The organism is Gilliamella apicola (genome assembly GCF_003202915.1).
Lineage (GTDB): Bacteria > Pseudomonadota > Gammaproteobacteria > Enterobacterales > Orbaceae > Gilliamella > Gilliamella apicola_Q.
This window is the reverse complement of record NZ_QGLP01000005.1, coordinates 397,624-424,122: the sequence shown is the minus strand read 5'-3', so window position 1 is coordinate 424,122 and position 26,499 is coordinate 397,624. Positions and strand designations below refer to the sequence as shown.

Below are 26,499 nucleotides of genomic sequence, written 5' to 3'. Positions count from 1 at the left end.
CGAAAAATTTAATTTGATTGTTTTTCTTTTAATCTAGCTAAAATTGAAGCCGCATTTTGGCTACCAACTTTAATACCTGCCGCTTCTAATTTGCTATCAAGTGAATCAGCATTTTCAGTTGCTGCTAACTCTTTTTTTGCTTCAAAAGTAGCCGCTGTTTTCTCTTGGCGCTTTTTAATCCTATCTAGTGAATCAAGAGCAGTATGCAATTTAGCTGTCGAACCACCATAACGTTGTGCCACAGCGGATTGCGCTTTTTGTACACTTTCCGTCGCTTTAACGATATCAACTTGTTGCTTTAAATTGCGAATATTAATTTCAGATTGTGAAATAGTTTGTCGCAAATTTTTAACACTATCTGCAAAATAATCAGCCTGTTTTTTATTATTAGCATGTTGATTTTCAAGGACTGAAAGTTTTTCGGCGACTTCTAAAGCTAATTCTTCATTATTATTTTCAAGTGCTTTAATTGCATATGCTTCATATTCAGTTATTTGAGCTTGAGTTGATGCAACTTGTTTTTCAGCTAATTTTTGTTCTGCTAAGATATTAGCTAATGACTCTTTCGCTTGTTTTAATTCTTCATCTGCATCTCGAATTTCTTGGTCTAATATGCGTAATGCTTGAGAATCAACAATTGATTCACCAACTTCATTTATTCCACCGCGTAATGCTGTTACCAATTTTTTGAAGATAACCATAATTAACTCCTTTTAGGATTTTTGCTTTAATTATTCAATATTGAAAAAATGCTCATAAGCTTCAGTCGCTTTGATCACATTGTCGGATAAAGTTTCAAGCTCATAAATAATATTGTTTAAGGTTGATGTTGAACTCAGTGCACCATACATAATGTAATTAACTTCACCATCGCCAGTTTTTTCAATTGCTATAGTTGATAAAGCAAATAGTTTTCTAGCACACAGAATTTCTTCATTAAATGACGAAGGATTTTTAATCAGTGAAACCGGCCAAAGGAGTGCTTCAACCATTATTTGTTGATTTGAAACACTTAAAAAAAGTGGTAAATCACCATATTCATGCATAATAATATGTAAACAGGCATCGATACCATCGATCACTTCAACGCTAGCGAAACCTTGTTTGACTAAGTCAGTTTGATTTAATTCTTGGAAAAGATCGTTAATTTTCCAGACATCTCTATTTTTCATTTCATTGTTTTCCTTGACATGGTAAAAAAAAGATTTATTCGCTATAGCTGGTTTACGAAATATTTTTTCAATTTCAACTAACTCATCACTATTTTCGGGTAAAATCCAAACTTCTTTTTTTATCAAACCTTGCTCTCTTAAGCGTTGTCGGTATTGTTGTTGATAAAATGCTGAACTTTTTGTTTCTTTATTTTTTTTCATAAAAATTTAGTTTTTTGAAGTTTTATACGCTTTATATTAACATGTTTTTCTTACATGTAAATATTACATGTAATGTTTTTTGAAAATATTTAGCGATAACTTTACTTAATATTTAATAAAAACTTAAACATCTTAGAGTCGTTTAGAGTAAGGTATGGAATAAATAACCCGCATAATGCGGGTTATTTAATATTAAAGAGGGTACTTTAATTTAGCATTTTAGAAATCAATATCTAAACCTACTTGGAATGTTCTGCCCGGAGCGGTAAACATATCTAGGTATTTATGATCTGATGTGCTATATAATTTATTATTACTTAAGTAATCCCAATATTTCTGATCGGTAAGGTTGTAGATCCCACCATTTAACTTCACGTTCTTAGTGATGTAAACATAACTTGTTAAATCAACTATACCATGTCCCGCAATTCTAAAATAATCGTCATTAGAATTTTGAATTGGTTTACCTTCGTTGCTATAAGTTTCACGAGATGTCGCTTCAGCTTTTTTGCCTTTTTGGAATGTAGCCGTAACTGCTACTCCATAAACTCTATTTGGATCATCCCATGCTAAACCTACAGTGGTTTTCATCGGAGCGATCGAATCCATTTCTACATATTTATCACCTAAATAGCTTGATTTAGATTTACCTTGGTTGTAACCGATTGCAAATCTAGCACTTAAGCCATTAGCTGATTCAACCCATTTACCGATATTGAATTCACTGCTTAATTCAGCACCATAGATATAGGCTTTGTCGCGGTTTTCAGATTGATAAACTAAACGATTACCAATTCCAACAAAATTTTTCCTATAGCGGGTATAAGCAATAAAGTTTTTATATTTGTTGTAAAACGCTGAAGATGAAAGAGTCACACCAGAAACCGGGTGGCCTTTTAAACCTAATTCAAAATTATCACTTGTTTCAGTTTTTAGATTCGAATCACCAACTAATACATACATGTTGCTGTGTGCTAAGTAAGAACCATATAGTTGGTTCTGATTAGGCATCTGTGCTCCACGTTTGTATTGTAAATAAGCAGTGAAGTCAGGGTTAATATCATACATAAATGACATTGAAGGTAACACTTTAAAATCACTATTACCTTTATATTGTTTTCCTAATTGATTGCTACTTAGTTTGGTTAATGACATATTTTCGAGGTTACGAGGTTTAGTATTTTGATAAACTGCTCTAACACCTGGAACTAAATAAAAATTATGACTGTCGTTAAAATTAAAGCTTATACGATCTTCAAAAAATCCGCCTAGCTGATAACTACGGCTATCGGCTTGTGGTTTACTATAGTCACCATCAGGAAATACTATGGCATGTGGTGACTTAGCTGATGAGAAGAATGGCGATTCATCTTCACTCCATTTACCATTTAAACCAGCACTAAATCTCTGGTTTTCATAAATTTTTACTAAGGTAGTAATAAAGTTATAAGCTTTAGTATTGTAGTTAGTTTGAGTATTAAAATTGCCTTTGGTTGTATGACGAAGATCAGTATCGTCAAATACATTGGTACGTTGATAATTTAATTGAGTTGTTAAGCTATCTATCCAACTGATATTAGTCGGTTTCCATTGATCTTTGAATGCCAAATTAAAACGATTGTTTTTGCTTCTTTGATGATCAAATGATTCGATTTTCTTACCGTATCTATCCCATGAATCGTAGTGAGAATTTTTGGTTTTATTATTGTAATCGACAGTAGTATTGATTAAATGTTCATCTGTCATTTGCCAACCAAAACCAGCTAAAATCGAGTTGGAGTGCCAATTTTCTGGGTAACTATTAATTGAATCGCCATGATTACGCGTTTGTTGTCCATCTCGGCGACTTAATACCACTATTCCATTTAGATAATCATCCCCCCCCGCCATAGTTATACCTTGGTGATAACTTCGATCTGAACTATCGTAGTTATTTTGGAAACCAAAATAACTAGTTTTACCCGGATAGAGGTAATAACTTGCCGTTTTGGTTTGGAAGGAAACCGAACCACCTAAGGCATTATTGGCATTACTTACTGAAGTTGCACCAGATTCAATATCCACTTTATTGTACATATAAGTATCAATATAATCTCGACCAATTCCATAAGATCCAAATCCAGCACGACCAACCGAGTTAACCCGACCTTGAGCGATAGGTAAAGGCATGCCATCAATGTCGATAGATACGCGGTTAGCATCTAAACCACGAATATTGTAACCAGTAAATCCACTACGGTCCCAACTACTTTTCCCGCTACCTGAGCCTGAAATATTTCCCGGTGCTGAAATTAACGGTTGATAACGCATAATGCTACCAAAATTTGTACCGCCATCACGGCGAATATCTTGCTCGGAAATTTCGGTATTCATTCCCGGTTTTTTGGTGGCTTCATGAGTGGTTACTGTAATAGTGTCAATATCTTTTTCATCATTATGCTTATCAGTAGCGAGAGTAGGTAACGCTAATGTTAATCCTATTGCTAATGAACTTGTCTTTTTTAATTTTTTAAAATTCACCTTTAGGTCCTTTCATACTTATATATGCTTAATAACAAATGTACGCATTTATTGCTTCAATTAATAAAAATATTATTAAAATTATTCGACTACATTATTCTGGGTAAAAGCTTTGGAATAGCAATTTTGCTGCTTCATCAACACGGGGACCGATTCCAAATAAGTAACTATCATCAATAATAGTGATACGATTATTTTTAAACGCACTCGTTTCAGTAATACCCGGAATAGTATTAATTTTGTCTAATCCACCTAGTTGATCAATCGAATATTTATTTAGGATGATAACTTCTGGATTAATAGCAATGATTGATTCAGCAGTATAGCTTTTGAAACTATTATGTTTTGCTAGATTATCACCGCCAGCAATAGCAATTAGTGCATCAATGGTGGTGTTTTTGCCGGCTACTGAATTGGTGCCACCCATACTCATTAGAGATAAAACTTTTGTTTTTTGCGGGTGAGTTGCGATTTTAGTTTGAATATCGGCAAGATTGGTTTTAATTCTGTTGATTAATAATTCACCTTCTTTTTGTTTATTCAATTTAGAGGCAATTTTAGTGATATTTTCATATAACAGCTCAATAGTACCTGGCACACGCTGTAAGGCTAATACATCTACTTTAGATTCAGACACTTTTTCGATAACATTATCAGGCTCTACATCATTTAAAGTTATAAATAGGGTTGGTTTAAGTGATAATACGCCTTCAATATTTAACAACTTCCAGTAGCCGATCTGTGGCAATTGCTTAACTTTTTCAGGGTAACTGCTCGTTTTATCAACGCCGACAACCTCATCACCAACGCCTAATGCAAAGACTATTTCTGTCAGAGAGCCACCAGCAATAACAATCCGTTGGTTTGCTGAACTAAAGTTGATAAGACTATTGATACTAAAAATTAGCAAAAATAGGCTAATCTTTTTTACAAACTTCTTCATGAGTTAATTTACCTACCATGGTTTTCCATTTAGACTGGGTAATATAGTGAAAATGAGAACCATTATCAACCTAAAATATAGGATTCTTTGATAATAATTTGATGCAATCTAGATGAATATAAGGCGCTAAAGAAACTTTTTTTCAAATAAATAATAAATTTATAATCAAGATATTGGCAAAATAATAAACGTTTTTTTTGAAAATAGCTGGAATTTTTATCTAAAAAATCTGCTGTATAGTCATTTTTGAAGAAGGAGAAGGTTGATAGATGGCTATATATAATTAATCTTAGTTTCTTTTTTAACTAGAAAAATAAACATCAAACAAACACCTCCAAAGTTGGAGATGTTATTGTTCGTGTTTTGAATTAATAATCTATATCCAAACCTAACTGGAAAGTTCTACCCGGCGCAGTAAACATATTTAGATAGTTATGATCGGCGGTACTATACAATTTATTGTTACTGAGATAATCCCAATATTTTTGATCAGTAAGATTATAGATTCCTCCACTTAATTTCATATTGTTGCTGATATTGATATAACCGGTTAAATCAACAATGCCATGGCCAGCTATTCGAAAATAATCGTCTTTGGAATTAGGGATTGGTTTACCTTGATTGCTATAAGTTTCGCGAGAAGTTGCTTTGGCTTTTTTACCTTTTTGCAGTGTGGCAGTAAGCGCTACCCCATAAAATTTATTTGCATCATCCCATGCTATACCAACAACACTCTTCATAGGAGCAATGGAATCCATTTCAACGTATTTATCAGCTAAGTAGCTTGATTTTGATTTACCTTGGTTATAACCGATTGCCAATCTAGCACTCAAGCCGTTAGCCGGTTCAATCCATTTACCAATATTGAATTCACTGCTTAATTCTGCACCATAAATATATGCTTTATCCCGGTTTTCAGCTTGATAAACAATTCGGTTACCCATGCCAAAAAAATCTTTTTTATAACGAGTATAAGCAATGAAATTTTTATATTTATTGTAAAAAGCTGAAGATGAAAGAGTGACACCAGCAATTGGCTGTCCTTTCAAACCTAATTCAAAATTATCACTGGTTTCGGTTTTAAGGTTTGCGTCACCAACAAGTAAAGCTATACTACTATGGGCTAAATAAGAACCATATAGTTGATTCTGATTAGGCATCTGGGCCGCACGTTTGTACTGTAAATAAGCTGTGAAATCAGGATTGATATCATACATAAATGCCAGTGAAGGTAATATTTTGAAATCGCTATTACTTTTATATTGTTTAGCTAATCGATGACTATCAATATTGGTTACTGACATATTATCAAGGTTACGGGGCTTAGTGTTTTGGTAGACGGCTCTTACTCCTGGCACTAAATAGAAATTATTACTGTCATTAATACTAAAGCTGAAGCGATCTTCCAAGAAACCGCCTAATTGATAACTTTTGCTATCGGCTTGTGGTTTACTATATGGACCATCAGGCAGAATATTAATATCTTCTGATTCAACTGAGGTAAAAAATGGGGCTTCATCCTCACTCCACTTGCCATTTAAACCTGCACTAAATCTTTGGTTTTCATAGTTTTTCACTAAAGTAGTGATAAAGTTATAAGTTTTAGTATTATAGTTAGTTTGAGTGTTAAAATTACCTCTAGTTTTGTGGCGAAGGTCAGTACTATCATATACATTGGTTCGTTGATAATTTATTTGGGTGGTTAAACTGTCCATCCAACTGATATTAGTCGGTTTCCATTGATCTTTGAATGCCAGATTGAAGCGATTGTTTTTGCTTCTTTGCTGATCAAATGACTCAATTTTTTTACCATATTTATCCCAAGTATCATAATGTGAATTTTTGGTTTTATTATGGTAATCGACGGTGGTATTGATTAAATGTTCTTCGGTCATTTGCCAGCCAAAGCCAGCTAAAATCGAGTTAGAGTGCCAATTTTCAGGATAAGTATTTAATGAATCTCCATGATTACGAGTCTGTTGACCATCACGACGACTTAAAACCACAATACCATTTAGATAATCATCACCCCCTGCCATAGTTAAACCTTGGTGATAACTTCTGTCTGAACTATCATAGTTATTTTGCAAACCAAAATAATTTGTTTTGCCTGGATAGAGGTAATAATTTGCGGTTTTAGTTTGGAATGAAACTGAGCCACCTAAAGCATTATTGGCGTTGCTTACAGGTGTGGCTCCCGATTGGATATCAACTTTATTATACATGTAGGTATCAATATAATCTCGGCCGATTCCATAAGAGCCAAAACCAGCACGACCAACACCATTAACTCTGCCCTGAGCAATAGGTAAGGGCATACCGTTAATATCAATTGATACTCGGTTGGCATTTAAACCACGAATGTTGTAACCAGTAAATCCACCACGGTCCCAACTACTTTTTCCGCTACCCGAACCAGAAATACTCCCTGATGCGGAAATGAGCGGTTGGTAACGCATAATGCTACCAAAATTATCACCACCATCACGACGAATATCTTGCTCGGAAATTTCAGTCATTGTTCCTGGCTTTTTGTTGGTTTCCTGAGCTAATACTGTCATAGTATCAACATTTTTTTCATCCTTAGTTTGGTCAGTAGCGAGCGCGGGTAACGCTAATGCTAAGCCTATTATTAATGAGCTAGTTTTTTTTAAATAGTTAAAATTTATCATGTTAGTCCTTTTAAACATAATTTATTAAAAAATGCTCATCTCTTGCTTCAATTGATAAAAATATTATTAAAATAGAGAAATTACTTAATGAAGTTTTATTCAGGGTAAAAGCCGTTAAACAGTTTACTTACTACCTCAAAAACTCTCGGTCCAATTCCAAATAAATAGCTATCATCGATAATGACAATGCCATGGTTTTTATATGCATCTGTTTCGGTAATACCTGGAATGGTATTAATTTTGTCAAAGCCACCTAGCTCTTCGATTGAATGGGTAGTTAAAATAATAACTTCAGGATTTATAGCAATTAGTGATTCAGTAGTATAAGTTCTAACACTATTATGTGTCGCCAGATTCTCACCACCGGCGATGGTAATTAATGCATCGATAGTGGTGTTTTTTCCTGCTATGAAAATGTTTCCTCCCATATTCATGATGCATAAAACTTTGGGTTTTTGCCGACGAGTAGCAGTTCTGTTTTGAATTTGCGAAAGATTAGTTTGGATTCGCTTAATCAATTCTTGTCCTTCCTTTGGCCTATCTAATTTAGCGGCAATTTTACTGATGTTTTCATATAGCAAATCTACTGTACTTGGTACACGTTTCAGTGTTAAAACGTCGACTTTTGCTTGGGAAATTTGTTTCAGTACGTTAGCGATTTCCGCATCATCAAAACTAATAACTAAGGAGGGCCTAAGGGATAAAACCGATTCAATATTTAATAATTTTAAATTACCAATTTGTGGTAATTGGGTAACTTGTTTTGGAAATCGACTGGTACTATCCACCCCTACGATATCTTCTCCAGCACCAAGGGCAAAAACGATTTCTGTCAAAGCACCACCTGCAACAACAATTCTTTCATTTGCTGAGCTGAAATTGATTAGGCTATTTAGGCTAAAGAGCAACAAAAATAACCACATTTTGTTTATGAAATTTTTATTTATCACTTGATTTGTCGACCACAATTTTAAATCAGATAGAACAATATAATGAAAATGATTATCATTATCAACCAAAAAGTAGAGTTATTGAATAATATTTTTCAAAAAAAACACACAAGTTTAGGATGGAAATTGAACAGTTATTAAATAAATATTTAGTTCAAGATAAATAAACAGCAAAAAAATTAAAAAAATATTGATAAATGATAATAATTATTATTTAATTCACCGAGATTATTTTTATGAATGGATGTTATGAAATCATTTGATGTAAGTGCGTTTTACGCTTCAAATTCAGTTTTACCTTTTAAAGATCGTTGGGCAGTGATGCCATTACAAGCAAGCCTACCAGTACCACCGCAAGAACTAGAGCTGCAATGGAGTATCCTGCAAAATTCAGATTTGTCTGGAAAAAAACGACTGATCTACATACATATTCCTTTTTGTGATATTCATTGTCAATTTTGTGGATTTTATCAAAACCCATTAAAAAAATTTGATACCAAAACTTATATTGATTACTTATTACAAGAAATATCCCTCGAAATCAATAATAAGGCTATGCAATCGGCACCAATTCACGCTATTTATTTTGGTGGTGGAACACCTTCTGCGTTAGCTGCAGGACAATTAGCTCGAGTGATAAGTTATTTTAAACAGCATGCGCCATTAGCGCCTGATTGTGAAATTACGGTCGAAGGGCGAATTTCTGATTTTGATCAAGATAAAATTGATAGTTATATTGAAGCTGGTGCAAATCGTTTTTCGATAGGTATTCAAACCTTCAATACTGCAATTAGACAACGATTAGGACGCCAATCATCAGAAAAAGAGATTATTGAAGGTTTTGAACGTATTGCTGCGCGTGATAGTGTTGCATTAGTTTGTGACCTGATGTTTGGCTTACCTAACCAGACACCGGCTACGTGGCAAAGAGATTTAGAAATTGCTGAACAATTGCCACTTGATGGGGTTGATCTTTATTCTTTAAATCTCTTGCCGACAACACCATTAGCTAAAGGGGTGGAGAATAATCGAATCGCGATCCCATCGGTCACTGATAAGTGCAATTTTTACCATCAAGGTGCTGAATATTTAGCTAAACAAGGTTGGACCCATTTAACTAATGCTCATTGGGCAAAAACCAGTCGCGAACGAAATTTATATAATTTTCTTATAAAACAAGGCTCTCACTTTTTTGCATTCGGTTCTTGTGCTGGTGGAAAGCTAGACGGACAATCTTTTATGATCCATCGAGATTTGAGTCAATATTATGCTCTATTAGACCAAGGTAAAAAGCCGTTGATGATGTTAACCGGTAAACCTTTAGTGGGTGACTGGTTGCACAAATTACAAGCTGGTATAGAAAAAGGGCGAGTAGATTTAACGCAACTAACCAATCAAGCTGAACTCTTTGATCCACTTATCAAGCAATGGCATGCAGTCGGTTTGCTGCAAAATGAAGATCATTGTTTACGACTAACTTTATCAGGACGTTTTTGGTCGAGTAATATAGTTCAAGCATTGCAGCAATTGTTATTGCAACTTAATAATCCAGAACATATCGAATTACAACAGAAGATGGCCCAAGCTAGACAAGCCATGCAACAAGGTAATGGTATGCCTAAATCTCATCCACATATGCAAAACATCCAAGTAAAAACAAAAAATTAAAGGAAATTACTATGGCAGAAAAACAAACCCTTTTAGATAACCTTGCAGCCTATATGCAATCTAATCCAGAAGAACTGTTAGAAAAAATCGCTCAAGATCATAAAGTCACACTAACACAAGTAATCCAAGCAATACCAGATGCTAAAATTGTTGATGGCAGCCATTTCGATGAAATTTGGCAAGAAGTAACCACTTGGGGTGATGTGTTATTTTTAGTTCATACTGGTGACGTTATTGCTGAAATTTCAGGTGAATTACCACCGGGAACGCATAGCCAAAAATACTTTAATTTACGTCACCAAAAAGGGTTAAGCGGTCATATCAAAGCAGAACATTGTCAATATATTGCATTTATCGAAAGAAAATTTATGAAAATGTCGACTGCTTCAATGATTTTCCTCAACCATTTAGGTCAGTCCATGTTTAAAATTTTCGTTGGCCGTGATGAAAAACATCAATTAAAAGCCGATCAGCTAGAAAAATTTAGAGCGTTAGCAAAAAAAATTAATTAATTTGAAGAAATAATAACATGAAAACAGTAATCATTTTTGGTGTTAGCGCCAAGTTAGGAACTGGTTATCAACTATCGCAATTAATCAAACAATGCCACCCAGAGTGGCGTTGTATTGCTTTAGTCCGCGATGCTGACTTTGCTAAACAATTAGCTCAACAAAATATTGAAACCTATGTAGGTGATGCAACCGACGTTGAATTAGTCAAGGAAATCGGTAAGCAAGCTGGTTGTGATGCAACCATTATTTCAACTTTGGGCGGCGAAACCGGCAATTATATTGCGCAGCGTAATATCATTGATTGCGCTGAACAAGTAGGAATCAAACAAATGGTATTGGTGACCTCACTTGGTTGTGGTGATTCATGGTCAACCTTATCCCTACGAGCTAAACAAGCATTTGGTAATGCGGTGCGCGAAAAATCCTTGGCTGAAGTTTGGTTACAAACGAGTACTTTGAATTATGTGATCTTAAGACCCGGCGGTTTACGCGATGGTGAATTAACCAATAACGGTCAATGCTATTTTGCTCAAGAAGTTCACGGTTTCGTATATCGTAAAGAATTAGCCAAAATAATCATGGATAAAATTGCAAATCAACAATTTGATAATCATGCATATAGCGTTGTTGACCCAAGCCTTACGGTAAATTATTAATTAAATTTATGAGGTTAATCGGTGCGCAAATCTAGTCCACAAATATTATTATTGGGATTATTCGTTTTATTGTTAATCTTAATAATCTATTCAGCAAACTCGGGAGCATTAAAATTATCCTTTACTCAATTAATGAGTATGTCATTTGATGACCCTCTATGGAATATTTGGTGCAATATCCGATTACCTAGAATTATACTCGCGGTAGTGGTTGGCATGGCATTAGCGAGTGCTGGCGCTGTTATGCAAGGATTATTCAGAAATCCTTTAGCCGATCCTGGTTTATTGGGTATTAGCAGTGGTGCAAGCCTTATGGTGGGTATAACAATCTTATTTCCTGCTGTTTTTCCTCCCATTATGATGCTTTATGGCAAAATGGTAGCTGCATTTGTCGGTAGTTTATTTATTTGCGTTTTGATCTATCTTTATAGTCTTAATGAGCAATGCAACCTTGCGAAAATGATTCTGTTAGGCGTAGCCATTAATGCCATCATTGGGGCAGTAATGGGAGGGCTTAGTTACATCAGTGATGAGTCACAATTACGTCAACTTTCCTTATGGTCAATGGGGCATTTAGGTAAAGGATCTTGGGATCTGGTGTTAGTATCCATTTCATTAATTTTTCCTGCACTATTTGGCATCATCAAACTGGCTCACCAGCTCAATATATTACAACTTGGCGATGAGGATGCCCATTATTTAGGTATCAATGTTGAACGTATCAAACGTTATCTCTTATTACTTTGTGCTGTGTTGATTGGTACTTCTGTGGCGGTCAGTGGCATTATTGCATTTGTTGGTTTAGTTGTTCCTCATATGATTCGTTTACAAATCGGTGCAAATCATAAATGGTTAATACCGGGTTCGGCTCTTGGTGGCGCATGTTTACTTTTATTAGCGGATACTTTAGCTAGAACATTGGTCGCCCCAACGGAAATCCCTGTTGGCCTTTTAACCAGTTTAATTGGTGGCCCGTATTTTCTTTGGCTTATCCTGAGACATAAATAGTGCATGGAGATTTATTGTGTTAACCGCTAAAAATTTAACCTTTGGTTATGGCAGCCGCATGATCATCAATGATGTATCTTTATCAATAAATGCGGGTGAAATTGTTATCATCATCGGTCCTAATGGTGCCGGTAAGTCGACCTTATTACGTTTATTAACTGGTTATCAAAAACCACAATCAGGAGAGTGTTATTTACAAGGTCGTCCTATATCACAGTGGTCACAAAAGCAATTGGCAAAAATAAGAACAGTAATGCTGCAACAAAGCCAACTTACTTTTCCATTTAAAGTAAAAGAAGTGATTGCAATGGGGCGAGCGCCTTATGGGAAAATACATTTTGATGAATCAATTCATGAAGTCATGGTTCAAACCGATTGTTTGCAATTCGCAGACCGAGATTATCGTGGTTTATCTGGTGGCGAACAGCAAAGAGTTCAATTGGCTAGAGTTTTAGCCCAATTATGGCAACCAGAACCTAATGAAAAATTACTATTTTTAGATGAACCTACTTCAGCACTTGATCTCTACCATCAACAACATACTTTACGTCTATTGAAGCAATTAGCTGTTAAGAAGCAATTGGCTGTGTGTTGCATATTACATGATCTGAATTTAGCTGCTTTGTATGCTGACAAAATAATTTTGGTTAACCAGGGAAAAATTGTTGAACAAGGGGCACCAACCGAGGTGTTAACGGTTGAAAATATCCATCGATGGTATGGTGTTGAAATCGGTATTTTTAATCATCCACATCATACATCGATACCACAAATTTATTTGAACCCTTAAATATTAAAACTAGAAAATCATTGATGCGCTGCATTTTTGCTCAAAATCAGTATATAATTAAACAAACTTAACCAATGGGGCTGATGATGAGTAATGAAAATAGCAATAATTCTATTTTGGTTTCAGATCTACTTGCAGCACAACCTGTTTTTAGTTGTCAATTGGATGGCAAAGGTAAAGCTAATCCTTTGAATGAAAAAACTGAAGTTTCAGTCAAACAACCTTATTGGATACATCTTGATTTTGCCAACAGTGAAACCATTAATTGGATTAATCAAACCAATCTCATTCCAGATCTTGTCAAAAATGAGTTAATCAAACCGAATCAATTTCCCAAAGAAATTCGTTGTGATTCCGGTATTTTAGTGGTACTTAAAGGGGTTAACTTTACACCAAATGAGTTACCGGATCCGATTGTTACTTTCCGTTTTTATATTACGGATAATTTCATTATATCGACTAGACACCAAAAAATTGATGCCATCATCAAACTAAAAGAAAATTTAGAAAAAGGGATTGGTCCGGTAGATGTCGCTGATTGGCTAATTCAACTCTCGGAGTTAATTTGTGATCAAGTTAATTTATCTTTTGACGGTGTGCATAATAAAATTATCAAATTGGAAGATTTATTACTTAATCAACGAATTTTTTCGCATAAAGAAATCGGTCGGGTTCGTAAACAACTCTTCATATTAAGGCGTTTACTATCACCGCAACGTGATATTTTTGTCAAAATATCGACGGAAAGAATATCTTGGATCGATGACAACGACCGCCAGCGATTACATGATATCTCAAATCAACAAAATCACTATGTGTCTGAAATTGATAGCTGCCTGATTAGAATTGGTTCACTAATGGAACAAATTAATAGTATTTTGGCTGAATCTACCAATAAACGCATCTATTTAATGTCGCTCTTTACAATTATTTTCACGCCAATTACTTTTATTACTAGCTTGCTAGGTGTTAATTTGGCTGGAATCCCTTTCAATGAAAAAGAGTGGTCTTTTGTGAGCTTAATCTTATTGTTGATTGTTATTAGTATCGTTTCTGTAGTATGGCTTAAACTAAAAAAATGGTGGTAAAAGCGTTAAATTTAAAAATCAGACGATATTTTGATATACATTCCTGAATTAATAGATTAACAAGCGGTTTAACTGCTATCTCAGGTTATACAGCGAACATTTATTTTGTTTGTTGGCAAGCAAATATCGAGTATCTGATACCAATAATCTCTTGCGACCAAGTTCAGTTATAATTAAAATTGGTCGCTTATTTTGATTAGCTAGTCAGACAAATCAAAATGTGTTTTGCTAGCTTACAAAAGTAGATAGTGATGATGAGTAAATTCTTATTCTTACAGATAAAAATGACTAAGATTGAAACTCTATATTGCAACAATGATAAGAAAATGATCCATTATTATTGCTATCTGAATATGCTGTTTGATAGCCGAAACTAAACTTAATTGTTTAAAATTATATTAAATCAATCAATTAAACGTAATTGATGAAAAAATGTATCAGCAAATAATAGAACTTAAACGCGTTAAACAGCGGTATAAAGATTTTAATTCATCCAATGATATGGGAAAATCCGGATTAGAATTTATTATTTTGATAGATAATGTTATTGTTTGTGGAGCATCATCTTATTTAATCCATATCGATAATAACAATAATTTTGAAATTAAAGTCGCTACCTACACGCAGAATATAGCTAAACAACTTACACTGATTTGTGCGGTAAAGTTAATTTTAGCTTGGATAGTGCAGCAGATAACAGCTTACTGCGCTATAGATAACTTAACGACTGTAAAACCTATTATTGAGTTAGATTTAACTTTGGATATACCTTATCAAACCTATGTCGTTTGCAACTTATGAATAATATTAATGATTATGCCAACTAACCAATCATATCGTCTATTTATCGCCGAAAAGCCTAGCTTAGCACGAGCTATTGCTGATGTTTTGCCGAAACCTCACCAAAAGGGGAATGGGTTTATCAAAGCAGGTAACGGCGATGTTGTTAGTTGGTGTATAGGGCATCTATTAGAACAAGCAACTCCGGAAATATATGATGAACGCTATAAAAAATGGACATTAGATGATTTACCGATTGTACCTGAAAAATGGATTTTGATGCCTAAAAACAGTACTCAGAAACAATTTAATATTTTAGTGGAATTAATCAAATCAGCCGATCAAATTGTTCATGCTGGTGACCCTGATAGAGAAGGGCAACTGTTGGTAGATGAAGTACTCAATTATTGTCAGTTGCCCACGGAAAAACGCAAAAAAATTCAACGTTGTTTAATCAGTGATTTAAATGCTAGCGCAGTTGATAAATCACTAGAAAAATTAAGAAATAATCAAGATTTTATCCCGTTGTCGACCTCGGCATTAGCTAGAGCTCGAGCTGATTGGTTATATGGCATGAACATGAGCCGTGTCTGCACACTTGCAGGACAACGTAGCGGTTATCGCGGAGTTCTCTCCATAGGCCGAGTCCAAACACCTATTTTGGGTTTAGTAGTTAGGCGTGATTTAGAGATTACCCAATTTGTTCCTAAACCTTTTTATGAAGTCTATGCCATATTGCAAACCAAACATAATGAAACCTTTAAAGCAAAATGGCAACCAAGCGAGGCTTGTGCCCCTTATCAGGATGAAGAAGGCCGAGTATTAGTAAAAGCATTAGCTGAAAATGTATGCCAACGAATTCAAGGTCAGACCGGCATTATTAATAAAGTTAGCAATAAAAAGAAAGAGCTAGCGCCACCGATGCCATTTAATTTATCTGCGTTACAAATTGAAATGGCGAAACGCAATAGTCTAAGTGCCCAAGAAGTACTTGATATTTGCCAATCACTATATGAAAAGCATAAGTTAATTACTTATCCTCGCTCTGATTGTCGTTTTCTGCCTGAAGACCATTTAAAACAGATTCAAGGTGTAAAATCAGCGATTGAAAGTAATTGCTCAGAATTGCAAACTGCTATTAATAATGCTGATTTCGCCTTACGTTCTAAAGCCTGGAATGATAAAAAAGTAGAGGCTCATCATGCGATTATCCCAACGTTGCGTAAAGTTAATATGGATAGTTTATCCAGTAAGGAGCAAGCTGTATATCAAGTGGTTGCGACACAATATTTAGCCCAATTTTATCCCGCTTATAAATATGCTGAATTACAGATTGATATTGATATTAGTGGTGGAAAATTTATATCGAAAGCCAATCAGATGTTAAATGAAGGTTGGAAAGTACTGTTCAGAAGCAAAAATTATCAAACTGACAACGAAGCAGATAGCATCGAAAATAATGGCTTATTGACGAAACTGGTTAAAAAAGGCGAATCAGTCCAATGTACTGACACTGAGTTACTTAGCAAAGAAACTCAGCCACCCAAATATTTTACTGATGCCACCTTATTGTCAGCTATGACAGGTATTGCAAGATTTGTTAAAGATCCAGAGATTAAAAAAATACTACGTGAAACAGATGGCTTAGGTACTGAGGCAACACGAGCAGGTATCATTGAACTGTTATTTAAACGCCAATTTTTAACGCGACAAGGTAAAACCATCCGTGCTACACAAATTGGTAAAAATTTAATTTTATCATTACCCGAAAGTGTTTCAATGCCAGATATGACCGCACATTGGGAGTTACAACTTGAGGAAATTAGTAAAAAAGAGTTTAGTTATCAACAATTTATGTATGAACTAAATTCTTCTTTACTCACATTGATCGAACAGTTAAAAAATTCACGATTGAAAATTCAATCCTGATCCCCACTTATCAATAATAGTACAAACAATATGACAATTATCTATCGTCTTGTTAATCATCAATTATAAATAGTAATTATTATTTTAATTAATCGACGCTATGCTTATAATTTTGCTTCTTGATTAGTAAGGCATCTCTGCTTTGACAGTTGATCAATTTTTACCAATACTTTATTGTCTTTTTTGCCATAAATTTACTTTGTAATGTGCTGTTTAAAATTTATGTAAAAATAATTGGGGAATCTAAACCGAGAGGGTGAGTATCATTGAGAATGATTACAGTTAAATTAGCCTAGATAAATGTGTTTAGCACCAGTTAACCTCAATAGTTTAAAAATGTTGTAAAAATAACTGAGCAACCAATATCCAATGACGGTCTTTATTGAAGATAATTAAAGCGTTAACTTAGTAATGATAAATGCACTCAATATCTTTTAATATCAGTCAGTTGAAAATTTTGTAAAAATAACTATGAATTCTACCGGAAGGTGATCTTTATTAAAGATAATTAAAGTGTTAATTCAGTAGTCATAAATTCTTTTAACATATTTTTAATATCAGTAAGTTAAAATTTTTGTAAATATCATTAAGAATTCTGTAACGTAAGGCGATCTTTATTGAAGATAATTAAAGCGTTAATTTACTGATGATAAATGCTTTCGATATCTTTTAATATTAGTCAGTTAAAATTTCTCTAAAAATAATTAAGAAATCAATTCCGTTAGGTGATCTTTATTAAGAATGATTAGATAGTTAATTCCGATAGATTATCGTGTCGCTATTTTTCCTTTCGTAGAGTTAATTTGTAACGATTTATTGAAAATTATCAACGTTGATTAGTGTAAACATAATCTAAACCGTGTCAGGCTAACCCTCAAACTTGGTAAATAACTAGGGGTGGTTAACCGTTGCGATAAACATCATCGAAAACAGTTATTAATTGTATATGAACTCATATCATTAGTGCTGTTTTTAGTCATTTACACCACTATTTTTAGGTAATTAGTTGACTTTTGGGGGACAAAAGCGTATAAAGTCCACGCTTTTGAGCTTTTCTTATTTTTTTAACGATAAAAGGTGGTTAAAAATGAGGGTTAAGAAAAGTTGAAATACAAAGTGATGAGTTCAATTTACAGGAGAAATATGGACACTCAATCGGGTCACCCCAAAATTTGGGGAGATAAATTCAAACACATCATTATCGGTTAATGAACCTGTCTAAATAGTCATTTTTTCAGTTCACGAGCCGAAATTGATAAAAACGGTAACGGTGAACGATATGCAGTTTTCTACACGCTATCACACAAACTCAAAACATCATTGTGCTCATAAAGTACTTTTACGAGTATTGTATCTTACTGATAAACATTTAGAGCCACCTAGTTGTATCTAATTCTTAATTAAACTTATTTTTCAATAATTTTATTACATGCCAAGCATTAGCTTTAATGGCTAGTTATTGCTTTGCGTTTAAATTTTGGTCAATTAAAACTTATTTATGCCTTGTTATGTTTAACTAAGGAATAGGTTTCTTTTGTCTAAAAAATATAGATAGGTACCAACTATGATTAAAAACACATCTAAAGTAAAGACAGAAAATACTTTAACTATAAAAGCACTCGAGGAAGCGCAAAACAGTCTAGATAACATTTTATCTAAATTTCAATCAAGCCTTTCGGGTTTAACCCAAGAAAATGCCAAATCAAGATTGGAACAATATGGTAAAAATGAAGTAGCTCGGGAAAAAGTTCCTTCGGCTTTTGTTCAGTTGTTATTAGCATTCAAAAATCCATTTATTTTTGTCTTATTGACATTAGCTATAGTTAGTTTTGTGACTGACTATTGGTTACCACTACAAAGTGGTGAAGAGACTGATCTAACAGGTATTGTTATCATTTTAACCATGGTAACATTAAGTGGTTTACTCCGTTTTTGGCAGGAGTTTCGCTCAAATAGAGCGGCTGAAGCACTCAAATCGATGATTCGAACCACAGCTACAGTTTTACGTCGGCCAAATAAAAATATGCCAGCTGAACATATCGAAGTGCCACTAAGTGATATTGTCCCCGGTGATATTGTATTTTTATCTGCCGGCGATATGATTCCTGCGGATATTCGCTTAATCGAATCAAGAGATCTATTTGTCAGCCAAGCAGTATTAACCGGTGAATCAATTCCAGTTGAAAAATACGATACCTTAGGTGCCGTATCACAAAAAACGTCAGAAGAGGTGAATCCATCTGAAATTAATAAAGATAATGTTCTTGATGTCAATAATATCTGTTTTATGGGTACCAATGTAGTCAGTGGCACTGCAAAAGCGATTGTTGTTGCTACCGGTGCAGATACGCATTTTGGTTCGTTAGCAAAATCTATTGTAGGTTCCAGAGCTGAAACTTCCTTCGATCGGGGCGTAAATAGCGTGAGTTGGTTATTGATTCGCTTCATGTTAGTAATGGTTCCGATTGTATTATTGATAAATGGTTTTACTAAAGGTGATTGGGGTGAAGCTGTATTATTTGCCTTAGCAGTGGCGGTTGGTTTAACGCCTGAAATGTTACCGATGATTGTTAGCGCCAACCTCGCCAAAGGTGCGGTAGGAATGGCAAAACGCAAAGTGGTGGTTAAAAGGTTAAACGCAATACAAAATTTTGGTGCGATGGATATTTTATGTACTGATAAAACCGGTACCTTAACCCAAGATAAAATTATTCTAGAACATCACTTAGACATTAACGGCCAAGTTGATCCATCGGTGTTACAACTGGCGTGGCTCAATAGTTACTATCAAAGTGGAATGAAAAACTTGATGGATAAAGCAATCATCCGTTTTGCTGAAGAAAAAACCAACGTTAAAAAAGTTGGTGTGGGTCTATATAGAAAAATTGATGAATTACCGTTTGATTTTGTTCGTCGTCGTTTATCTGTAGTTGTGCAAGGCAATGATGATAATCACTTAATGATCTGTAAAGGTGCCGTTGAAGAAATGCTATCTATTTCGGATTTCGTTTATGAAAATGGTGAATATCTGCCGTTGGATGAAAAACGAAAACAAGCATTAATTGAACTGGCTCATAACTATAATAAAGATGGTTTTAGAGTATTAGCTGTTGGCGTCAAAGAGATTTCAGGGGCACAAACTAAAACCCAATACAACGTGCAAGACGAGAAAGCATTAGCCATTCGTGGATTTTTAACCTTCTTAGATCCACCAAAAGAGAGTGCTTATGAGGCTATTTCAGCATTAAGTGAACATGGTGTTGCGGTTAAAGTTTTAACCGGTGACAATGAAATTATTACGATTAAAGTATGCCGAGAAGTTGGTTTAGAACCCGGTATTCCTTTACTTGGCAGCGAAATTGAAAACATGGATGATGCTGAGTTAAAAGAGCAGATCGAACAACGTACTATTTTTGCTAAGTTAACTCCGTTACAAAAATCTCGCATAATTCGATTATTACAAGATAACGGTCATACAGTTGGTTTTTTAGGCGATGGTATTAATGATGCTCCAGCGTTACGCGATGCCGATGTTGGTATTTCGGTGGATACCGCAACGGATATTGCTAAAGAATCGGCCGATATTATTTTGCTAGAAAAAAGCTTAATGGTATTAGAAGAGGGGGTAATATGTGGTCGTGAAACCTTCGGTAATATTATGAAATATCTTAATATGACCGCCAGTTCAAATTTTGGTAATATCTTCTCTGTATTGGTGGCAAGCGCGTTTTTACCGTTTTTACCAATGCTTGCGATTCATCTGCTTATCCAAAATTTATTATATGATATTTCACAACTATCATTACCTTGGGATAAAATGGATGAAGAGTTTTTACAAAAACCACGTAAATGGGATGCGCCAAATATTGGACGTTTCATGATTTGGATTGGCCCAACATCGTCGATTTTTGATATTACAACATATGCATTAATGTGGTTTGTATTCAGTGCTAATAGTGTTGAAGCCCAATCATTATTCCATTCCGGTTGGTTTATCGAAGGGTTGTTATCCCAAACCTTAGTGGTACATATGCTAAGAACACAAAAAATTCCATTTATTCAGAGCACAGCGGCATTTCCAGTGATTGTTATGACTATGTTAATTATGGCGGTGGGTATTTATATTCCATTTTCACCAATCGGTAGCTTAATTGGTCTTCAACCTTTACCATGGTCATACTTCCCATGGTTGATTGCAACCTTATTGAGTTACTGTGTTGTTGCCCAAATAATGAAAAAGATTTATATCAAACGCTTTGGACAATGGTTCTAAAATAATAAAATTGATGTAAGTAATGCTTACATCATTAACTAAAAGAATATAAATATTAAACTAATGTGTTATAGTGTTTTAATAAAACATCATTGAAAGCATAACGGATGATAATATTTATATAGCAACAAAACGCTTTAAATATCAATTTAAGGCGCATTTATATAACAACAAGAGGAGTAAAAAATGAAAACCCCACATAAAAATTTAATTACACTAATCAAAAACCGTAAGTTGAAAAAAGCGCAAGAAAAATTGAATAAATGACGATTTGCCTAATGATTTGTGTAAAGTTGTAATCAAATTAAACCCCATAACTTGGGGTTTTTTCTCACATAATAAAGATCGAAAACGCTTAATTTGATAAATTAAGCCGAAGCTTTTTTCAAAATCTCATAAAGTTGATCTTTTAATTTTAGTTTCTGTTTTTTTAGATTTTCAATACTTTCTGAAGTATCAACAGCAATACCCGATTCGATGTTTTTAATTTTTTGATCAAGCTCATTGTGTTCATCAAATAACTTTTGGAAACGCAAATCGGATTTTTTTAATTTAGAAATTAAGTCACGATATTCTGGAAACATACAGCCCCCTTACAAGATTAGTTAAAATAATAGCAGTTATTTCTAAATCAGCTTACAATATTCTCAATTGTTTTAATAGCAATTTTTGAATGGGAGATGTTTATGAGTGAAAAGATCGTTATTGCCAAAAGTGAAGGTAATGATTTATACATCCTTGCATCGTTGGCCAATCGCCATGGTTTAATTACTGGTGCAACTGGAACCGGTAAAACCGTAACCCTACAAAAAATGGCGGAAAAGTTTTCGCAAATTGGTGTACCTGTATTTCTTGCTGATGTAAAAGGTGATCTAACCGGCCTTGGTGAAAAAGGAGTATTATCGGAAAAAGTACAATCACGGTTAGCAAATATTGGGGTAACTGATTGGTTACCTACGTCATCACCTTTAGAATTATGGGATGTATTTGGCGAAAAAGGTATTCCAGTTCGCAGTACGGTTTCTGATATTGGTCCGATTTTATTGGGACGACTCTTAAATCTAAACGACATTCAATCTGGCGTTTTACAATTAGTTTTTAAAATTGCTGATGATAATGGTTTATTATTACTCGATTTTAAAGATTTAAGGACTTTTATCCAATTTATTGGTGATAATGCTAAAAAATTTACTACTCAATATGGCAATATTAGTTCAGCAACAATAGGGGCAATTCAACGAGGATTACTTACTTTACAACAGCAAGGTGCAGAATTCTTCCTAGGTGAACCAATGTTCGATATTTATGATTTGTTGCAAACTAATGCAGAAGGTCGTGGAGTTATCAATATTTTATCCGCCAATAAATTATATAATTCCCCAAAATTATATTCAGTTTTCCTATTGTGGTTATTATCCGAACTGTTTGAACATTTACCGGAAGTAGGTGATCTTGATAAGCCTAAACTGGTATTCTTTTTTGATGAAGCACATTTACTTTTTAATGATATTTCCCCGGCTTTATTAGAAAAAATCGAACAAGTTGTTCGTCTAATTCGTTCTAAAGGGGTAGGTGTCTATTTTGCCACCCAAAGCCCAACCGATATACCTGAAACTATCCTTGGGCAATTAGGTAATCGCGTCCAGCACGCATTACGGGCATTTACCCCTAAAGATCAAAAAGCGGTTAAAGTTGCCGCCCAAACTATGCGAGCTAACCCAAATTTTGATACCGAAAAAGCTATCATGGAGCTTGGTGTCGGCGAGGCTCTTATTTCATTTTTAGATGAGAAGGGGCGACCGAATATCGTTCAACGAGGCATGGTCATTGCCCCAGATTCTAAAATGGGACCAATGGATAGTGATAATCAGCTGTCGATCATTCATCAATCCCACTTTTATGACAAATATTCAAAAACTATCGATCGTGAATCAGCCTACGAAAAACTCAAACAAGGTTTTACTATCAATACGGCCAATGATCAAAATCCAGCAGAAAGCAATTCAAAACCAAGCTCTACAAATCAAGATGAGCACGGTGGTGTAATGGATTTTTTAAGTTCAATTTTTTTTGGCAGGACAGGGTCAAAAGGCGGACAACATGACGGGATAGTTCAATCTGTTGCAAAAAGTGCAACTAGACAAATGGTTAATAAAATTGGCAAACAAATTACACGAGGGATCTTGGGTGGTTTTAATAAATAAGTTAAATAACTAACAGATAAACGGCAAAAAAACTTAAGGAGTTATAGATGTTAAAATTGTTTATTGAATGGTACAAAAAACGCTTTAGCGATCCACATGTGGTATCGCTGATGATTGTTATTATTGTGTTATTTTTTATCATCTATTTCTTCAATAAAATTTTGCTGCCCATTTTAATTGCCATTGTTTTATCTTATCTGCTTGATAGACCTGTCAATTATCTACAACAAAAAAAAGTTCCGCATACATTAGCCGTCGTTATCGTGTTATTAGTGTTTATGTTAGTTGGTTTAGCTGGAATGATGATTTTACTTCCTTTGATTTGGCAACAAGGTGTTAGTTTAATTACTAATATTCCAACAATGTTGAATTTTGCTAACAAATTTATTACCTCTCTGCCTGAACATTATCCTGAACTTATTGATGTTGGATTATTTGATTCGATAATTCAAGGCATAACCAGTAAAGTGGTGCAAACCGGTAATTCATTATTACAGTTTTCAATTAGCTCTTTATTTAGTTTAGTTTCGGTGATTATTAATGCCGTCTTAGTACCGATTATTATGTTTTTCTTATTAAAAGATAAATCGAAAATATGGGGATATTGTTCTAAGGCTTTACCCAAAAATCGAACTATATTAAATAAAGTTGCTACCGAAATGGATCAACAAATATCGAATTACATAGTCGGTAATGTTTTACATATCATTATTTTATCGGTCTGTGTTTATATACCGTTTTGGTATTTTGGTTTGGATTATGGATTATTGTTAGCCGTTTTAGTTGGTCTTTCAGTGCTGATCCCCTACATTGGCATTATTATTTCCAGTATTCCGGTGGTGTTAATTGCGCTTTCGCAATGGGGCTTCACAGCGCAATTTAGTTATTTAATTTTCTTTTATATTCTTATTCAAGCTCTTGATGGTAATTTATTAGTTCCTTATCTTTTTTCTGAAAAACTTAATTTGCATCCATTGGTTATCATTGTAGCCGTAATCATTTTTGGCGGATTATGGGGATTTTGGGGCGTATTTTTTGCTATACCTTTAGCAACATTAGTCAAAGCAATTATTAATGCTTGGCCGAATCTAGAAGAGATAAATAATATAAAAAATGAAAAAAAGCAGATTAAATGATTAATCTGCTTTAATCTGAAAAATTAACTATGACTTTTGAGATAATCTAAAACAATAGTGTGATGGTTAGCCGTTTTAAAATCATCAAAAACTTTTTCGATCTTGCCATCTTTATCAATCAAAAAACTTATGCGATGAATACCATCATAAGTTTTTCCCATAAATTCTTTTTCACCCCAAACGCCAAAGGCATCACAAGTTTTATGATCTTCATCTGAAAGTAGGGTAAAGTTTAATAATTCTTTATCAACAAAACGTGATAGTTTTTCCGGTTTATCCGTACTAATACCAATAACAACTACATTATATTTTTTAAAATCATCAGCACTATCACGCAAATTACATGCTTGTACTGTGCAACCAGGCGTCATCGCTTTAGGGTAGAAATAGAGTAAAATACGCTGATCTTTAAACTCTTTTGAACTAATTAGCTCACCATCTTGGTCAGGTAGAGAAAATGGAGGTGCTTTTTCACCTTCTTTTAGTGGATTAACCATAAATTTAATACCTATGTTAATAGTTAAAATTTTAATCGATATGAGTATAATTTACTATATTTTATCAAGTTAACTTATGTTTCTAAAAAAACGGCTTGCTGCATCAATTGTTAGATTGATCTCTTTATCTGTGTGCATAAGTGACATGAAACCAGCTTCGAAGGCTGAAGGAGCAAAGTAAACTCCTTCAGCGAGCATATGATGATAGAATTTTTTGAATAATTCAACATTACAATTCATTACATCCTTATAACTGCTCACTTCTAGAGCAGTTGTAAAGAAAAATCCAAACATTCCTCCTGCATGATTAGCTACAAAAGGTACATTAAAACGTTTTGCCGCTGACAATAGGCCATTAACTAATGTGCTGGTTTTTTCCGCTAATTCTTGATAAATACCTACATCCATCAACTTGGTCAAAGTGGTATAACCAGCCGCCATAGCAACTGGATTACCGGAAAGGGTTCCTGCTTGATAAATTGGTCCGGTTGGTGCTAATTGTTGCATGATTTCACTTCGACCACCAAAAGCACCGACCGGCATACCACCACCGATAATTTTACCTAAGCAAGTTAAATCAGGAATAACATCGTAGTATTCTTGCGCGCCACCTAAGGCAACCCTAAAGCCAGTCATTACCTCATCAATAATTAATAAAGCACCATAATTATCACATAGACTTCTTAATCCTTGTAAGAATGACTTTTTAGCGGGAACACAGTTCATATTACCGGCAACAGGCTCAATGATAATCGCAGCTATCTGATCCGGAAACTGCTCAAATTGTTTTTTTACCGATTCTAAATCGTTATAATCACAGACTAAGGTATGCTTAACAAAATCATGAGGTACACCAGGAGAAGTCGGGTGACCAAAAGTAAGTGCTCCAGAACCTGCTTTAACTAATAAATAGTCCGCATGTCCATGATAACAGCCTTCAAATTTGATTATTTTGTCACGACCGGTATAGCCACGAGCAAGACGTATTGCACTCATGGTTGCTTCAGTACCTGAATTTACCATGCGTAACATCTCTATAGATGGCATCAATTGGCTAACAAGGTTGGCCATTTTTGTTTCAATTTCGGTTGGTGCTCCATAGCTTAAACCTTTACGAACGGCATTAATGACAGCCTCTGCTACGTCGGCATCATTATGACCTAAAATCATTGGTCCCCAAGATCCAACATAATCAATATATGCTTTTTCATCAACATCATAAATATAAGCACCATCAGCTTTCTCAATGAATATCGGTGTTCCACCAACTCCATTAAAGGCTCGTACAGGCGAATTAACACCTCCTGGCATTAAAGTTAATGCTTCGTGGTAAAGCTTTTCTGATTTAAATGTTTTAAGCATAATTAATGGTCTTCTCTCTAGAAATTGTTGTCGTATTTATTCATAAAATTAACTTAAATTCAAGCAAACCATGCAAATTTAACTAATTGATGTTTTCATTTTGTATTTTCTTTTTTCAAGAGTATATAATATAACAGT

General features: G+C 34.4%; 19 protein-coding genes and 1 pseudogene. 11 read left to right on the top strand and 9 right to left on the bottom strand.

Features of this window, described 5'->3' with window-relative positions:
- Positions 1-8: 8 nt before the first annotated feature.
- The 6 genes from DKK79_RS08105 to DKK79_RS08080 form a co-directional block, all read right to left on the bottom strand.
- Positions 9-701, bottom strand: coding sequence for a PspA/IM30 family protein (locus DKK79_RS08105; protein ID WP_034882648.1), 693 nt, complete (start codon positions 699-701; stop codon positions 9-11).
- Positions 702-731: 30 nt separating this feature from the next.
- A complete protein-coding gene (locus DKK79_RS08100; RefSeq protein ID WP_034882646.1) occupies positions 732-1,373 on the bottom strand; it encodes a YjfI family protein in 642 nt (213 codons plus the stop codon).
- 219 nt (positions 1,374-1,592) lie between these two features.
- Positions 1,593-3,893, bottom strand: coding sequence for a TonB-dependent receptor domain-containing protein (locus DKK79_RS08095; protein ID WP_110423630.1), 2,301 nt, complete (start codon positions 3,891-3,893; stop codon positions 1,593-1,595).
- A 94-nt stretch (positions 3,894-3,987) separates the two neighbouring features.
- On the bottom strand, positions 3,988-4,836 hold the full coding sequence (locus DKK79_RS08090; RefSeq protein WP_110423629.1) for a heme/hemin ABC transporter substrate-binding protein: 849 nt from the start codon (positions 4,834-4,836) through the stop codon (positions 3,988-3,990).
- 368 nt (positions 4,837-5,204) lie between these two features.
- Entirely contained in the window at positions 5,205-7,508 is a 2,304-nt protein-coding gene (locus DKK79_RS08085; RefSeq protein WP_181415272.1) for a TonB-dependent receptor domain-containing protein, read from the bottom strand.
- Between the two features lie 95 nt (positions 7,509-7,603).
- Positions 7,604-8,431 (bottom strand): heme/hemin ABC transporter substrate-binding protein, encoded by an 828-nt coding sequence (locus DKK79_RS08080; protein WP_110423627.1) that lies wholly within the window; start codon positions 8,429-8,431, stop codon positions 7,604-7,606.
- 276 nt (positions 8,432-8,707) lie between these two features.
- Between DKK79_RS08080 and hutW the strand changes: the two are divergent.
- The 9 genes and pseudogenes from hutW to mgtA all read left to right on the top strand — a co-directional run.
- A pseudogene (gene hutW, locus DKK79_RS08075) lies at positions 8,708-10,012 on the top strand (heme anaerobic degradation radical SAM methyltransferase ChuW/HutW); the annotation flags it as partial.
- A gap of 125 nt (positions 10,013-10,137) precedes the next feature.
- Entirely contained in the window at positions 10,138-10,638 is a 501-nt protein-coding gene (hutX, locus tag DKK79_RS08070) for a heme utilization cystosolic carrier protein HutX (protein ID WP_086358062.1), read from the top strand.
- Between the two features lie 17 nt (positions 10,639-10,655).
- Positions 10,656-11,294 carry an NAD(P)H-binding protein gene (locus DKK79_RS08065; protein ID WP_110423625.1) on the top strand — a complete coding sequence of 213 codons (639 nt, stop codon included), beginning with the start codon at positions 10,656-10,658 and terminating at the stop codon, positions 11,292-11,294.
- Positions 11,295-11,315: 21 nt separating this feature from the next.
- The gene (locus DKK79_RS08060; RefSeq protein WP_110423624.1) at positions 11,316-12,302 is read left to right on the top strand and encodes a FecCD family ABC transporter permease; all 987 of its coding nucleotides are present in this window, start codon (positions 11,316-11,318) and stop codon (positions 12,300-12,302) included.
- Between the two features lie 16 nt (positions 12,303-12,318).
- Positions 12,319-13,092, top strand: a complete 774-nt coding sequence (locus tag DKK79_RS08055; protein WP_220019118.1) for a heme ABC transporter ATP-binding protein — start codon at positions 12,319-12,321, stop codon at positions 13,090-13,092.
- Positions 13,093-13,178: 86 nt separating this feature from the next.
- Positions 13,179-14,180, top strand: a complete 1,002-nt coding sequence (gene zntB, locus DKK79_RS08050; RefSeq protein ID WP_181415270.1) for a zinc transporter ZntB — start codon at positions 13,179-13,181, stop codon at positions 14,178-14,180.
- Between the two features lie 402 nt (positions 14,181-14,582).
- Positions 14,583-14,981: a GNAT family N-acetyltransferase gene (locus DKK79_RS08045; protein WP_309146331.1), complete on the top strand. Its 399-nt coding sequence runs from the start codon at positions 14,583-14,585 to the stop codon at positions 14,979-14,981.
- Positions 14,982-14,990: 9 nt separating this feature from the next.
- Positions 14,991-16,889 carry a DNA topoisomerase III gene (locus DKK79_RS08040; protein ID WP_220019117.1) on the top strand — a complete coding sequence of 633 codons (1,899 nt, stop codon included), beginning with the start codon at positions 14,991-14,993 and terminating at the stop codon, positions 16,887-16,889.
- A 1,564-nt stretch (positions 16,890-18,453) separates the two neighbouring features.
- A complete protein-coding gene (mgtA, locus tag DKK79_RS08035; protein WP_110423621.1) occupies positions 18,454-21,162 on the top strand; it encodes a magnesium-translocating P-type ATPase in 2,709 nt (902 codons plus the stop codon).
- A gap of 368 nt (positions 21,163-21,530) precedes the next feature.
- On the opposite strand, the gene DKK79_RS08030 is transcribed toward mgtA, so the two are convergent.
- Positions 21,531-21,746, bottom strand: a complete 216-nt coding sequence (locus DKK79_RS08030) for a YdcH family protein (protein WP_034882634.1) — start codon at positions 21,744-21,746, stop codon at positions 21,531-21,533.
- Positions 21,747-21,848: 102 nt separating this feature from the next.
- Between DKK79_RS08030 and DKK79_RS08025 the strand changes: the two genes are divergently transcribed.
- Together DKK79_RS08025 and DKK79_RS08020 are read left to right on the top strand one after the other, a co-directional pair.
- Positions 21,849-23,366 carry a helicase HerA-like C-terminal domain-containing protein gene (locus DKK79_RS08025; protein WP_110423620.1) on the top strand — a complete coding sequence of 506 codons (1,518 nt, stop codon included), beginning with the start codon at positions 21,849-21,851 and terminating at the stop codon, positions 23,364-23,366.
- Between the two features lie 47 nt (positions 23,367-23,413).
- Positions 23,414-24,502, top strand: coding sequence for an AI-2E family transporter (locus tag DKK79_RS08020; protein WP_110423619.1), 1,089 nt, complete (start codon positions 23,414-23,416; stop codon positions 24,500-24,502).
- 23 nt (positions 24,503-24,525) lie between these two features.
- Here the strand turns inward: DKK79_RS08020 and bcp are convergent, their stop codons facing one another.
- On the bottom strand, positions 24,526-24,999 hold the full coding sequence (gene bcp / locus DKK79_RS08015; RefSeq protein WP_034882631.1) for a thioredoxin-dependent thiol peroxidase: 474 nt from the start codon (positions 24,997-24,999) through the stop codon (positions 24,526-24,528).
- Between the two features lie 69 nt (positions 25,000-25,068).
- Positions 25,069-26,361 carry a glutamate-1-semialdehyde 2,1-aminomutase gene (gene hemL / locus DKK79_RS08010; protein ID WP_110423618.1) on the bottom strand — a complete coding sequence of 431 codons (1,293 nt, stop codon included), beginning with the start codon at positions 26,359-26,361 and terminating at the stop codon, positions 25,069-25,071.
- Between the last annotated feature and the right edge of the window lie 138 nt (positions 26,362-26,499).